The following is a 13,540-nucleotide window of genomic DNA, read 5'->3' as shown; positions in this document are numbered from 1 at the left end:
GATTAACGTACCTTCAGCGTTGCCAGGCCAATCAGCACCAGCATCAGCGAAATAATCCAGAAGCGCACAATCACGCGCGGTTCTGGCCAGCCTTTCAGTTCATAGTGGTGATGGATAGGCGCCATCCGGAAGATGCGCTGTCCGCGCAGCTTGAAGGAGCCTACCTGCAGGATCACCGACAGGGTTTCGACCACGAACACGCCGCCCATGATTACCAGCAGGAACTCCTGACGCAGCAGTACGGCGATAATGCCCAGCGCGCCGCCCAGTGCCAGCGAACCGACGTCGCCCATAAAGACCTGCGCCGGGTAGGTGTTAAACCAGAGGAAACCCAGGCCCGCGCCGACAATCGCCGTACAGACGATCACCAGTTCACCGGCATGGCGCAGATACGGGATGTGCAGGTAGCTGGCGAAGTTCATGTTGCCGCTCGCCCAGGCCACTAAGGCAAAGCCCGCCGCGACGAAGACCGTGGGCATGATCGCCAGGCCGTCGAGGCCGTCAGTCAGGTTTACCGCGTTGCCGGTACCGACAATCACGAAGTAGGCCAGCAGGATGTAGAACAGACCCAGCTGCGGCATGACGTCTTTGAAGAACGGCACCACCAGCTCGGTGGCCGGGGTGTCTTTGCCTGCCAGATAGAGCGCAAAGGCCACGCCCAGCGCAATCACCGACATCCAGAAATACTTCCAGCGGGCGATCAGACCTTTGGTGTCTTTACGCACCACTTTGCGGTAGTCGTCGACAAAACCGATAATTCCATAGCCCACCAGCACCACCAGCACGCACCAGACGTACGGGTTTGACGGGTAAGCCCACAGCAGCACCGACACCACAATCGCGGTGAGGATCATAATGCCGCCCATGGTTGGCGTGCCGCGTTTACTAAAGTGTGATTCGGGACCGTCGTTACGCACAACCTGACCGAAAGAAAGTTTTTGCAGACGGGCAATCATGCGCGGGCCCATCCACAAGGAGATGAACAGCGCAGTCAGCAGGCTGACGATGGCGCGAAACGTCAGATAGGAAAAGACGTTAAAGCCGGAATAATATTTGACCAAATGTTCGGCCAGCCAAACTAACATGTCCCATTCTCCTGTAAAGCGTGCACAACCTCTTCCATGGCGGCACTGCGTGAACCTTTCACTAAAACTGTCACAATTTGTTGTTCTTCGACCAGGGCCTTAAGGCGGGCGATCAACGCCGCTTTATCGGCAAAATGCTCGCCTACGCCGCTGGCCTGGCTGATATTTTGACTAAGATGACCGGCGCTTAACACGCGATCGATACCGGAGGCTTTCGCCGCTTCACCCACCTGGATGTGACAGGCTTCGCTCTCATCACCCAGCTCGGCCATATCGCCGACCACCAACACGCGATAACCGGGCATCTCAGACAGCACCTGTACCGCAGCGGTCATGGAGCCAACGTTGGCGTTGTAGGAGTCATCCAGCAGCAGTTTGTTTTCCGCCAGCGGGATCGGGAACAGGCGTCCGGGAACGGCTTTCAGGTTCGCCAGACCGGCTTTGATAGCCGACAGCGGTGCGCCGACCGCCATCGTCAGCGCAGTGGCGGCGAGGGCATTGGCGATATTGTGACGACCCGGCAGCGGCAGCAGTACATCCACATCCCCCGTTGGGGTCTGCAGCGTAAATTCGGTACCGTGGGAGGTCACATGGACGTTGGTGGCGGTGAAGTCGCTGTTGGCGGCATTCGGTGAGAAGCGCCAGGTTTTACGATCCCCGATAACGCTTTTCCAGTTCAGCCAGTCGTTGTTGTCGGCATTCATGATGGCGATGCCGCCGACCGGCAGGCCGGTGTAGATCTCGCCCTTCGCTTTCGCCACGCCTTCCAGCGAGCCGAAACCTTCCAGATGCGCTGCGGCGAGGTTATTCACCAGCGCCGCTTCCGGCTGCGTCAGGCTAACGGTCCAGGCGATTTCGCCCTGGTGGTTAGCGCCGAGTTCGATCACCGCATATTCATGCTCGTCGGTCAGACGCAGGAGCGTCATCGGCACGCCGATATCATTATTCAGATTGCCTGCGGTATAGAGGGTGTTGCCACACTGACTAAGGATCGCGGCGGCCATCTCCTTGACGGAGGTTTTACCGGAGGAGCCGGTCAGCGCCACAATGCGCGCCGGCACCTGCTGGCGAACCCATGCCGCCAGTTCACCAAACGCCAGGCGGGTGTCTTTCACCACCGCCTGCGGCAGGTCGATATCCAGTTTACGGCTCACCAGCAGCGCGCCTGCGCCCGCGGCTTTCGCCTGCTCCGCAAAATCGTGCGCATCAAAACGCTCACCCTTCAGCGCCACAAACAGGCAGCCGGGAGTGATTTTACGCGTGTCGGTGGTGACCGCATCGAAGGTCAGCTCGCCGCTGACGTCTGCGCCCAGGATAGTGGCCAGCTGGCTTAGCGTTACGCTAATCATCCCATCACTCCCAGCAGACGCGCTGCGGTCACACGGTCGGAGTAGTCCAGACGGTTGGTGCCGACGATCTGATAATCTTCATGGCCTTTACCGGCCAGCAGCACGACGTCGTTCTCGCCAGCCTGCATAATGGTGTTGGTCACCGCTTCGGCGCGACCCTCGACAACACGGGCACGCCCGGCATCCAGCATCCCGGCCAGAATGTCGTTGATGATGGCGCGCGGCTCTTCGGTACGCGGGTTATCATCGGTCACAACCGCGATATCCGCGAACTGCTCGGCAATGGCCCCCATCAGCGGACGTTTACCTTTATCGCGATCGCCGCCGCAGCCAAAGACGCACCACAGCTTACCGGCGCAGTGCAGACGGGCCGCTTCCAGCGCTTTTTCCAGCGCATCCGGGGTGTGAGCGTAATCCACTACCACGGTAGGTTTACCTGGGGCAGTGAATACTTCCATCCGTCCGCAAACCGGCAACAGACGCGCGGAGGTGCTGAGCAGCGCTGGCAGCGGATAACCCAGCGCCAGCAGAGTGGCGAGAGCCAACAGCAGGTTGCTGACGTTGAACGCCCCCATCAGGCGGCTTTCGATTTCGCCTTCACCCCAGGAAGAGGCAAAGCGGATGGTCGCGCCGCTGTCGTGATAAGTCACGTCAGTGGCTTTCAACCAGCGGCCGTGGCAGTTGGGATTGATATGGTCTTCCATGGAGACCGCAACGGCATCCGGCAGCTTAGCCAGCCAGCGACGGCCCACGTCATCGTCAGCATTGATAATTGCCTGACCGCAGTGGTGCGTGGCATACAGCTGCCATTTTGCCGCTTCGTAGTTTTCCATGTCGCCATGGTAGTCAAGATGGTCCCGGCTCAGGTTAGTGAACACGGAGGCGGCAAACTTAAGCGCCGCAACACGGTGCTGGACCAGACCGTGGGAAGAGACTTCCATTGCCGCGAAGGTTGCACCCTGCCCTGCCAGACCGGCCAGCACATGCTGCACGTCGACGGCGGAGCCGGTGGTGTTTTCCGTTGGGTTCACTTTGCCCAGCAGGCCGTTACCCACGGTGCCCATCACCGCGCTGGTTTCACCCAGCAGCTGCGCCCATTGCGCCATCAGCTGCGTGGTAGTGGTTTTACCGTTAGTGCCGGTCACGCCCACCAGGCGCAACTGGTCAGAAGGTTCGTTATAAAAACGCCCCGCCAGCGCGGAGAGACGTTCGGTTAACTGGCTGAGATAGATGACCGGCACACCGTGCATTTCACGGATTTCACCATCAGCGGCTTCATCTTTTGCCTCAGCAATAATGGCAGCTACACCTTGCGCTATCGCCTGCGGGATATACCGACGCCCGTCCGCCTGATGACCAACCACTGCCACAAAAAGATCGCCCGACGCAGCCACACGGCTGTCGAGTACCATCTCCCGCAGTTCTCGCGCAGGTAAACCAGCTACCCACGGAGCAAGAAGGTCGCGCAAATTACGATCTGCCACCTGTTCCCTCGCCTTGATTAATTACAAATTCACTTTTCTCGCCCGTTGCCAGCGCATCCGGCTCGATGTTCATGGTGCGCAGTACGCCGCCCATGATGGCACCAAAGACCGGCGCGGAAACGGCGCCACCATAGTATTTACCCGCCTGTGGATCGTTGATAACCACCACCAGCGCAAAACGCGGATTACTCGCAGGCGCAACGCCTGCGGTATATGCAATGTATTTATTGATGTAGCGGCCATCCGGCCCGACTTTTTTCGCCGTACCGGTTTTAATCGCGATGCGATAGCCTTTGATCGCCGCCTTCACGCCACCGCCGCCGGGCAGGGCCACGCTTTCCATCATGTGCACGACGGTGCGGACAATCGATTCCGGGAAGATACGCTCACCGGGAACCGGCGGATCGACCTTGGTAATCGACAGCGGGCGATAGACGCCATAGCTGCCAATCGTGGCATAGACACGCGCCAACTGTAACGGGGTTACCATTAGCCCGTAGCCGAAAGAGAAGGTGGCCCTCTCTATGTCAGACCACCGTTGTTTTTGAGGATATAAGCCACTGCGTTCTCCGACCAACCCCAAATTGGTCGCTTTTCCCAGCCCAAAACGTGAGTAAGTATCTACCAACGCTGAGGACGGCATCGCTAACGCCAACTTAGAAACGCCGACGTTACTCGACTTCTGTAAAACCCCGGTGAGGGTCAATTCGCTGTAACGCGCCACGTCTTTGATTTCGTGACCGTTGATTCGGTAAGGCACGGTATTGAGCACGGTATTTTCATTGACGATGCCGCGCTGCAGAGCCGTCATCACCACCATCGGTTTAACCGTTGAACCCGGCTCAAAGACGTCGGTGATAGAACGGTTACGCATGGCGTCTTTGGCCGTTCCGGCAAAATTATTCGGGTTATAGGACGGGCTGCTGGCCATCGCCAGCACTTCGCCGGTGCTGACATCCACCAGCACCGCGCTGCCGGACTCCGCCTTGTTAAAGGCCACGGCGTTATTCAGTTCACGATAGACCAGCGCCTGCAGACGTTCGTCGATGCTCAGCGCCAGGTTGTGCGCCGCCTGGCTGTCCGTGGAAGAGATATCTTCAATAACGCGGCCATAACGGTCTTTACGCACCACACGCTCGCCCGGCTGGCCGGTCAGCCATTTATCAAAACTCTTCTCGACGCCTTCAATCCCCTGGCTGTCGACGTTGGTAAAGCCGATCAGATGCGCGGTTACTTCCCCGGACGGGTAGTAGCGACGGGACTCTTCACGCAGGTGGATACCGGGCAGCTTCAGCTTTTTGATATAGTCGGCCATGTCAGGGTTAACCTGACGCGCCAGATAGATAAAGCGCCCTTTCGGGTTGGCGTTAACGCGGGCTGCCAGCTGATCCAGCGGCATTTTCAGCGCGTCAGAGAGGGCTTTCCAGCGGTTATCAAGAGAGATCCCGCCCGCATCATGCAGCTCTTTAGGATCCGCCCAGATCGCTTTCACCGGCACGCTGACCGCCAGCGGACGACCGGAACGGTCGGTGATCAGGCCACGCGAGGTGGAGACCTCCTGCACGCGCAGGGAACGCATGTCGCCCTGACGCACCAGCATGTCGGGAGCGATAATTTGCAGCCATGCCACGCGTCCCAGCAGGAAACCCAGCGCCAGTAAAATGCAGCCGCAAAGCAACGCAAAACGCCAGCTGATAAAGCTGGCCTGTTCTTCCTGACGTTTTGGTTTTAGCGCCTTCGCCGCGGGTTTCATGCGTCGCGTTTTCCCTTATTTTTGTACTACGATATTTTCCTGAGAAGGATCAACATGCTGCAGCTGCAGCTTTTCCGTTGCGATCCGTTCAACCCGGCTATGATCGCCGAGCGCATTTTCTTCGAGGATCAAATTTCGCCACTCGATATCCAGCGCATCACGCTCCAGCACCAGCTGTTCGCGTTGCGCCGTTAACAAACGGGTATGGTGAGCGGTGGTCACCACGGTAACCGCCGTCACAATGATGCAAATGAAAAGACACAGTGGCAGCTTGCCGAAACGCAACAGGTCGTCCCAGATAACGCCCGGCAAGGCATGACGCTCGTTGCTGCCTAACGTCTCTTTTACCTTGCTGAGGGTGTCTGCCACTCTGCCGATCATGCACTGGTCCTTTCTGCGATACGCAGCACTGAACTACGGGCGCGTGGGTTCTCTTCCACTTCCGCTTCGCCTGGCATTAACTTGCCTAAAGCGCGCAGCTGGCGACCGCCCAGTTTTCTGAGCTGCTCTTCCGTCATCGGCAACCCGGCCGGCACCTGTGGACCACGGCTTTGCTCACGCATAAAGCGCTTCACAATGCGGTCTTCCAGCGAGTGGAAGCTGATCACCGACAGGCGACCACCCGGCGCCAGAACGCTAATCGAGTTTTTCAGCGCCTGCTCAATCTCTTCGAGCTCGCTGTTAACCCAGATACGAATCGCCTGGAAGGTACGGGTTGCAGGGTGTTTGAACTTATCTTTCACCGGCATGGCTGCAGCAATAACGGCCGCCAGCTCTTTGGTGCGGGTCATGGGCTCAATGCGGTTGCGTTCAACGATGGCGCGGGCAATACGTTTGCCAAAGCGCTCTTCCCCGAAGGTTTTGATCACCCAGGCAATATCCGCTTCTTCTGCCGTTTGCAGCCACTCGGCGGCAGACTGGCCGCGCGTTGGATCCATACGCATGTCCAGCGGGCCATCGCGCATAAAGGAGAAGCCACGTTCAGCATCATCAAGCTGCGGTGAGGAGACGCCAAGATCGAGAAGGATCCCGTCAATCTTGCCGGTTAAATCGCGCTCGCCGACATAGTCAGCCAGCGCGGAGAAAGGTCCATGAACGATGGAAAAGCGTGGGTCATCGATGGTTTTCGCCACGGCAATAGCCTGCGGATCGCGATCGATTGCCAGCAAACGGCCGTCCGCGCCCAGATGGGAGAGGATCAAACGTGAGTGGCCACCCCGGCCAAAAGTGCCATCAATATAGATGCCATCAGGACGAATATTCAGGCCGTTGACGGCCTCATCCAGTAGCACCGTCGTATGTTTATAATTTTCCATCATTTTTTATAGAGACAAATCCTGCAATCGTTCCGACAATGTTGCGGAATCGGACTGCTCAGCGTCGATATCTTCCTTGACCCGTTGATACCAGGCCGTTTCATCCCACAGTTCAAACTTATTGAACTGTCCGACCAGCATCACTTCTTTTGTCAGACCGGCATGCTGCCGCAGCACGGGCGCAATCAATAAACGCCCCGCGCTGTCCATCTGACATTCACTGGCATGACCCAATAACAGCCGCTGCACGCGGCGCTCCTGCGGGTTCATGCTCGACAGTCGAGACAGCTTTTGCTCAATGATTTCCCATTCAGGCAAGGGGTAAAGCAGCAGGCAGGCGTGGTTGATGTCAATGGTGCATACCATTTGACCAGAAGCGCTCTCGTTCAGCTGGTCGCGATATCGGGTTGGTACCGATAAACGCCCTTTGCTGTCGAGATTGACTAACGTCGCTCCACGGAACATGCCAGTCTCACCCCTCCTCACCACTTTAACCCACAAATTCCCACTTAAGGGAGTTTACGGAGCGATGGAAAAGCTTGTCAAGCCAGGACTTCCGCGACATCTGTCTAAATGTCACTGATTTACGAATGGAAGTTGACCCGGCTATTAACTGCACAACTGGCGCGGCAAAATTAACGTGATGAATATTTGTGAGAAAAAACGCAAATATGCATACCCGTCTTAAAAACCCCTCATATCATCACGGGGAAATATAAAGTGTCAGTTTGCGACGCGGGCGGCATTTTAAGCCATATTGCAGGGGGATGACAGCGCCAGATGCACCGCGGGCGCGAAGCCTGTAGCGGGCAGGTGCAGGCAGGGAGATTCAGAGAGAAAAAACGGCTGATAATTCAGCACTGGCGGTCGGTTATGTAACAAAATAATACAATTCATCGCACTACTAACAATAATATAAACATGAAGTGACGTTTTAAACAGTAAAGGGAATTAAAACGCGTAGCAGGCAAAGATTTTAAAGGAATTATCTTAAAAAGAATGTGGGAATTAACAGGTTAATCCAGGATGAGAAATTCAGGGCAGCGCGTACTGCCCTGACGTCATTACGAACGGCTTAATATGCCGCGACGATAAAGATTACGACGAATACGCGTCAGACCCGGTTTCGGCTTACGCGGTTCATCGAGGCTTGCCAGTACGATCTCCAGTACCCGCTCAGCCACATCGCGATGACGCTGCGCCACGGCCAGCACCGGGCACTGCAGGAAGTCGAGCAACTCATGATCGCCAAAGGTGGCAATCGCCAGATCCGATGGCAGCTTGCCTTCACGACGCAAGGTCACGTCCATGACCCCCTGTAACAGCGCAAACGACGTGGTGAACAGGGCCTGCGGCATCGGATGGGTTTCGAGCCACTTCTCAAACAGCTGGGCCGAGGCTTCACGCTCGTAGCTGTTGGCATAAAGGTAATCCACTTCACGGGGATCGTCTTTCCAGGCGGTGCGGAAACCTTGCTCGCGCAGGAAACTCACAGAGAGTTCCGGCAATGCCCCCAGATAGAGAACGTTTTCCGCCGGGAAGGTGCGCAGCTCTGCCGCCAGCATTTCAGCATCGTCCTGATCCGCACCTACCACGCTGGTGAAATGTTCACGATCCAGCGCACGGTCGAGGGCGACAATCGGGAACGCATTATTGGCCCAACGCTGATAGAAGGGGTGTTCAGGGGGTAAGGAGGTGGAGACGATAATGGCATCAACCTGGCGTTGCAGCAGATGCTCAATGCAGCGCATCTCATTATCGGGCTGATCTTCGGAACAGGCGATCAGCAGCTGGTAGCCGCGCTGACGCGCCTGGCGCTCAAGGTAGTTTGCGATCCGGGTGTAGCTGGTGTTTTCCAGATCCGGGATCACCAGACCGATCGAACGGGTGCGCCCGGCACGTAAACCTGCCGCCACGGCGTTCGGATGGTAGTTATGTTCACGAACCACTGCCATGACTTTTTCAACGGTCTTATCGCTGACACGATACTGCTTCGCTTTACCGTTAATCACATAGCTTGCCGTCGTTCGCGACACACCGGCTAGCCTGGCGATTTCATCCAGTTTCACAATTGCCCCTTAAAAAAAAGAAAAGAGTCCATGACCTCGTCAGGGTTATGGCTAAATCTTGTAACATCTAAGCGCAGAATAGCCTGTCCGGCAACCGCTTTTGTCGGTACAGCGACATCGGTGCACAAAAAAAAGCCCGGTCATTCACACCGGGCAAGCTCGAGGCGAAACTTTTATCCTTAACGCATCACTTTGTCACCGCGGGAAAGTCCCACGACGCCAGAACGCGCTACTTCAACAATTTTGGCGACATCCCGCACCGAGGCGAGGAAGGCGTCCAGTTTATCGCTGGTACCGGCCAGCTGAACGGTATAGATAGAGGGGGTAACGTCGATGATCTGCCCGCGGAAAATGTCCGCATTGCGTTTCACCTCTTCCCGCCCGTAACCGGTGGCCTGAATTTTCACCAGCATGATTTCACGTTCAACGTAAGCCCCCTGCCCCAGCTCGCTGACGCGTAACACATCAACCAGTTTGTGTAGCTGCTTTTCGATCTGCTCCAGCACCTTGGCGTCACCGACCGTCTGGATAGTCATGCGTGAGAGTGTGGGATCGTCTGTCGGGGCAACCGTCAGGCTTTCGATGTTATAGCCGCGCTGTGCGAAGAGCCCAATCACGCGCGACAGCGCGCCGGACTCGTTTTCCAGTAATACAGATAATATCCGGCGCATATCAGGTTCTCTCCGTTTTGCTTAACCACATTTCATCCATACCGCCGCCGCGAATATGCATCGGATAGACATGCTCGGTGCCATCAACCACGACATCGACAAACACCAGGCGGTTATTGTTGACGTGCTCAAGGGCTTCGCTGAGCTTCGCTTCCAGCTCTGCCGGATCGCTGATACGAATGCCAATATGGCCGTAGGCTTCAGCCAGACGAACAAAATCAGGCAGTGACTTCATATAAGATTGTGAATGGCGACCGGAATAGATCATATCCTGCCACTGCTTCACCATGCCCAGATAGCCGTTGTTCAGGTTGAGCACCAGCACCGGCAGGTCATACTGCAGTGCAGTGGAGAGCTCCTGGATGTTCATCTGAATACTGCCATCGCCGGTCACGCAGACCACCGTTTCGTTTGGCAACGCCAGCTTAACCCCCAGCGCGGCGGGCAGGCCAAAGCCCATGGTGCCCAGGCCACCGGAGTTGATCCAACGGCGCGGCTTATCAAACGGATAATAGAGTGCGGCAAACATCTGGTGCTGACCCACGTCAGAGGTCACGTAAGCCTCGCCTTTGGTCAGTCGCCAGATAGTCTCAATTACCGCCTGCGGCTTGATGCTCTCGCTTTGGGTGTCATATTTCAGGCACTGACGGGCGCGCCACTGCTCAATCTGCAGCCACCAGTCGCGGATCTCATCGAGCGGCTGGACGCTGCTCTCCTGCGCCAGTAACTCCAGCATCTGCTCCAGAACCTGTCGCGCGTCGCCCACAATCGGCACATCCGCCGGGACCGTTTTGGAAATGGAGGTTGGATCGATATCAATGTGCAGCACGGTGGCGTTGGGGCAATATTTCGCCAGATTGTTGGTAGTGCGATCGTCAAAGCGCACCCCCACAGCAAAAATGACATCGGAATTGTGCATCGTCATGTTGGCTTCGTAGGTGCCGTGCATACCGAGCATGCCGAGCGCCTGACGATGGCTGGCCGGGAACGCCCCTAAGCCCATTAACGAAGAGGCTACCGGCAGATTCAGCTTTTCGATAAGCGTGCGCAGCTGCGTTTCACACTTAGCATTCACCGCCCCGCCGCCGACATACACCACCGGCTTTTTGGCGGCGATCAGGGTTTGCAGCGCCCGCTTGATCTGGCCTTTGTGCCCCTGGGTCGTTGGATTATAGGAGCGCATGCTGACTGACTCTGGCCAGACATAAGGCAATTTGTTCGCCGGATTGAGGATATCTTTCGGCAGGTCAACCACCACCGGCCCCGGACGCCCGCTCGCCGCCAGCCAGAAGGCTTTTTTCAACACGCCGGGAATATCTTCCGTCTGTTTAACCAGGAAACTGTGTTTCACCACCGGACGGGAGATGCCGACCATATCGCACTCCTGAAAGGCATCGTATCCAATCAGCGAGGTCGCGACCTGACCGGAGAGCACCACCATCGGAATGGAGTCCATATAGGCGGTAGCGATACCCGTAATGGCGTTGGTTGCGCCGGGGCCGGAGGTTACCAGCACCACGCCAACCTCACCTGTCGCACGCGCCAGTCCGTCGGCCATATGTACGGCAGCTTGCTCATGACGCACCAGGACGTGATCGATACCGCCCACGGTATGTAGCGCATCGTAAATATCGAGGACCGCGCCCCCGGGGTAGCCGAACACTTGCTTCACGCCCTGATCGATTAACGACCGGACGACCATTTCGGCGCCAGACAACATCTCCATGATTAGCCTCCAGGCTTATCGTTTCAGACGGACAGGAAAAATATGCACCGTGCCGTCTTTTTTGTCAGGGTCACCCCTGGCGTTTTTTTATTGTGCAGAGTGACAGTTACCATAACCGCTCCCCGGAAGGCAGGCAATTAGCAAACCCGCGCGAACGCAGAAGCGTGAAAGAAGAAATATGAGGTATTAATATTTGTTATGGATAAATCAACTACGATAACGAAGCGCCGTGAGCATTCATCATTAAAAAAGGGAAAGGTGCAGTAATTCATGCAATTTTACTGACCGAAAGCGGCATTGAAAAAAATGGCTACAGAATATTATTTCAATAATAAAAAGAAAGTCAGGATAAATAACAACAACAGCGCTATTTATCCTGAGGTCGATTAGCGGCGGCAGACGCTCACCAGCAGCTCTTCCATCCACTGATGGCCTTTGTCGCGTCCGGCGGCTTCATGCCACGAGAGATAACACGTCCGCGAGTTCAGGTTCAACGGCAGCGGCAATATCCGCAAATTCAGCGGCTCAGCAAACTCCTCTACCAGCCAGCGCGGCGCAATAGCAACCAGCTGCGTTTGTGAGACGACGTTTAATACGCTGACCATCGCCATTCCCTGATACGCCACGCAGGCCTGTCTATCCGGGGTGTCATACCACGGCTGGCTAAAGGATGCGTAGCGATCGAGGGCGACGACCGCATGCTGTTCGCGATAAATATCGCTCTCCAGCAGCGTACCGTGCAGGCGCGGGTGTGTTTTGCTGGTCACCAACACCATTTCATCTTTGAATAAGGGTACGCAGGAAAATTCCGGGCGGCGGAACTCTTCATAGCCAATCACAAACTCGGTTTCCTGATAACGCAGCTGATGTTCAGTATTCTGGTTAAGGGAAGACTTGAAAACCAGATGAATATTAGGTGCGACCTTTTCAACCTTATTATAAATAAGCGAGGTCAGATAATTATCGAGAGGACTGCAAACACACAAATGGAAAATACGCTCGCTGCTGGACGAGTCGAATCCCGATCCCGGCAGCTCATTCTGCACAAGCTGCAAAGCCTGGCGTACCGATGCAAACAGCTGGAATGCCCGAGCCGTAGGCTGGATCCCGCGGCCATAGCGCACAAACAGTTCGTCATTGAACATGACCTTGAGTCTGGCAACGGCATTACTCACCGCGGGCTGGGACATCCCCAGCGACTGCGCGGCGCGCGTGATATTTTGCTCCTGCATCACCGCATCAAATACCGTTAACAGATTCAGATCTACCGTACGCAGCTGTGGTTTTGCCCCGTCGAGTGCTGCCGGTTTTTCATTTTTTTCTTCAGACATATCCTGCTCCACTGTCACGCTAAACTCCCTTTACTCGTCCGCAACAATCATTTTTAAAAATATGATTTACCACGCATATAAAACAAGAAAAAGAGAAATGTTACAAATTAGGAATATATAAATACCCGTCAATGGTGACAGGGACACAAAATAAAACGTGAGAACATGTTCAGGGAGAAAAAAACATATCTATAAGTTTATAGATCGAATGAAACCATAAATCACACAAATAAACAACATGGCGTTTAGTTAAGGCTTATTTAAGTTTTAATAAAATATTAATAGCAACTTAATTTAAATGCTTAACATTTTATTATCAGTAACACTACCTTCGCAGGCTTTATACGCCTGGCATCAGGCTAACATAATGAAAGTTAACACATTCAAAAGGGCGATGTATTGTTTCGAAAGTTTGAACAATTGCAATGAAGTATATTAAAACAATTCTATCGATGTATTCAGCGACATCCTGCAGAAGAACAAAATTGTCAGAAAGGGAAAAACCAGCACAATAAGCTAATTCCACTGATGGCGTCTGGTATGCCGAATCACCGTTTTCACCTCTCAGGGGTTGACATCAAACGGCGTATCCAGTACCACTAAAAGCATATCTTATTTATCTGGGGCATGATTCATGAATCACAGCATTCGTTTCACCGGTCTACTACTACTAAACGCATCCACTGTGCGCGGTAGACTGGCGGGCGAAATTCAGCGTTGAATCGTTCTCTGGTAACACAAAAAACCCGCGCCACT

Annotated in this window: 12 protein-coding genes; 1 reads left to right on the top strand and 11 read right to left on the bottom strand. The window is 55.1% G+C overall.

Annotation, left to right across the window (positions count from 1 at the left end):
- Positions 1–2: 2 nt before the first annotated feature.
- The 11 genes from mraY to leuO form a co-directional block, all read right to left on the bottom strand.
- Positions 3–1,085, bottom strand: coding sequence for a phospho-N-acetylmuramoyl-pentapeptide-transferase (gene mraY / locus G7090_RS03915; RefSeq protein ID WP_039030377.1), 1,083 nt, complete (start codon positions 1,083–1,085; stop codon positions 3–5).
- Positions 1,079–2,434 carry a UDP-N-acetylmuramoyl-tripeptide--D-alanyl-D-alanine ligase gene (murF, locus tag G7090_RS03910; RefSeq protein WP_166181595.1) on the bottom strand — a complete coding sequence of 452 codons (1,356 nt, stop codon included), beginning with the start codon at positions 2,432–2,434 and terminating at the stop codon, positions 1,079–1,081. Before murF ends, mraY begins: the two co-directional genes overlap by 7 nt.
- Positions 2,431–3,918, bottom strand: a complete 1,488-nt coding sequence (gene murE, locus G7090_RS03905) for a UDP-N-acetylmuramoyl-L-alanyl-D-glutamate--2,6-diaminopimelate ligase (RefSeq protein ID WP_166181594.1) — start codon at positions 3,916–3,918, stop codon at positions 2,431–2,433. Before murE ends, murF begins: the two co-directional genes overlap by 4 nt.
- Positions 3,905–5,671 carry a peptidoglycan glycosyltransferase FtsI gene (locus tag G7090_RS03900; protein ID WP_106994235.1) on the bottom strand — a complete coding sequence of 589 codons (1,767 nt, stop codon included), beginning with the start codon at positions 5,669–5,671 and terminating at the stop codon, positions 3,905–3,907. Before G7090_RS03900 ends, murE begins: the two co-directional genes overlap by 14 nt.
- Positions 5,672–5,686: 15 nt before the next feature.
- A complete protein-coding gene (ftsL, locus tag G7090_RS03895; protein ID WP_106994234.1) occupies positions 5,687–6,052 on the bottom strand; it encodes a cell division protein FtsL in 366 nt (121 codons plus the stop codon).
- Positions 6,049–6,990, bottom strand: a complete 942-nt coding sequence (rsmH, locus tag G7090_RS03890) for a 16S rRNA (cytosine(1402)-N(4))-methyltransferase RsmH (RefSeq protein ID WP_106994233.1) — start codon at positions 6,988–6,990, stop codon at positions 6,049–6,051. Before rsmH ends, ftsL begins: the two co-directional genes overlap by 4 nt.
- 3 nt (positions 6,991–6,993) lie before the next feature.
- Positions 6,994–7,452: a division/cell wall cluster transcriptional repressor MraZ gene (mraZ, locus tag G7090_RS03885; protein WP_103178262.1), complete on the bottom strand. Its 459-nt coding sequence runs from the start codon at positions 7,450–7,452 to the stop codon at positions 6,994–6,996.
- Positions 7,453–8,051: 599 nt separating this feature from the next.
- Complete coding sequence (cra, locus tag G7090_RS03880) at positions 8,052–9,056, bottom strand: catabolite repressor/activator (RefSeq protein ID WP_106994232.1); 1,005 nt, start codon at positions 9,054–9,056, stop codon at positions 8,052–8,054.
- 179 nt (positions 9,057–9,235) lie between these two features.
- Positions 9,236–9,727 carry an acetolactate synthase small subunit gene (gene ilvN, locus G7090_RS03875; protein ID WP_032616525.1) on the bottom strand — a complete coding sequence of 164 codons (492 nt, stop codon included), beginning with the start codon at positions 9,725–9,727 and terminating at the stop codon, positions 9,236–9,238.
- A 1-nt stretch (position 9,728) separates the two neighbouring features.
- Positions 9,729–11,453 carry an acetolactate synthase 3 large subunit gene (ilvI, locus tag G7090_RS03870; RefSeq protein WP_166181593.1) on the bottom strand — a complete coding sequence of 575 codons (1,725 nt, stop codon included), beginning with the start codon at positions 11,451–11,453 and terminating at the stop codon, positions 9,729–9,731.
- Between the two features lie 386 nt (positions 11,454–11,839).
- Positions 11,840–12,784: a transcriptional regulator LeuO gene (leuO, locus tag G7090_RS03865; protein ID WP_106994230.1), complete on the bottom strand. Its 945-nt coding sequence runs from the start codon at positions 12,782–12,784 to the stop codon at positions 11,840–11,842.
- Positions 12,785–13,418: 634 nt separating this feature from the next.
- Here leuO and leuL point away from each other — a divergent pair.
- Positions 13,419–13,505: a leu operon leader peptide gene (gene leuL / locus G7090_RS23910; protein WP_106994229.1), complete on the top strand. Its 87-nt coding sequence runs from the start codon at positions 13,419–13,421 to the stop codon at positions 13,503–13,505.
- Positions 13,506–13,540: the final 35 nt, after the last annotated feature.

It is taken from the genome of Leclercia sp. 29361, from assembly GCF_011290365.1.
In the GTDB taxonomy this organism is placed as follows: Bacteria; Pseudomonadota; Gammaproteobacteria; order Enterobacterales; family Enterobacteriaceae; genus Enterobacter; species Enterobacter tamurae.
Note: the sequence above shows the minus strand (reverse complement) of the source record. Positions and strands in the feature narration are given on the sequence as shown.

Excerpts from the sequence above, each read along its gene's own strand:
- mraY (WP_039030377.1), bottom strand. The coding sequence starts at position 1,085 with ATGTTAGTTTGGCTGGCCGAACATTTGGTCAAATATTATTCCGGCTTT.
- murF (WP_166181595.1), bottom strand. The coding sequence starts at position 2,434 with ATGATTAGCGTAACGCTAAGCCAGCTGGCCACTATCCTGGGCGCAGAC.
- G7090_RS03900 (WP_106994235.1), bottom strand. The coding sequence starts at position 5,671 with ATGAAACCCGCGGCGAAGGCGCTAAAACCAAAACGTCAGGAAGAACAG.
- ftsL (WP_106994234.1), bottom strand. The coding sequence starts at position 6,052 with ATGATCGGCAGAGTGGCAGACACCCTCAGCAAGGTAAAAGAGACGTTA.
- rsmH (WP_106994233.1), bottom strand. The coding sequence starts at position 6,990 with ATGATGGAAAATTATAAACATACGACGGTGCTACTGGATGAGGCCGTC.
- mraZ (WP_103178262.1), bottom strand. The coding sequence starts at position 7,452 with ATGTTCCGTGGAGCGACGTTAGTCAATCTCGACAGCAAAGGGCGTTTA.
- ilvN (WP_032616525.1), bottom strand. The coding sequence starts at position 9,727 with ATGCGCCGGATATTATCTGTATTACTGGAAAACGAGTCCGGCGCGCTG.
- ilvI (WP_166181593.1), bottom strand. The coding sequence starts at position 11,453 with ATGGAGATGTTGTCTGGCGCCGAAATGGTCGTCCGGTCGTTAATCGAT.
- leuO (WP_106994230.1), bottom strand. The coding sequence starts at position 12,784 with ATGTCTGAAGAAAAAAATGAAAAACCGGCAGCACTCGACGGGGCAAAA.
- leuL (WP_106994229.1), top strand. The coding sequence starts at position 13,419 with ATGAATCACAGCATTCGTTTCACCGGTCTACTACTACTAAACGCATCC.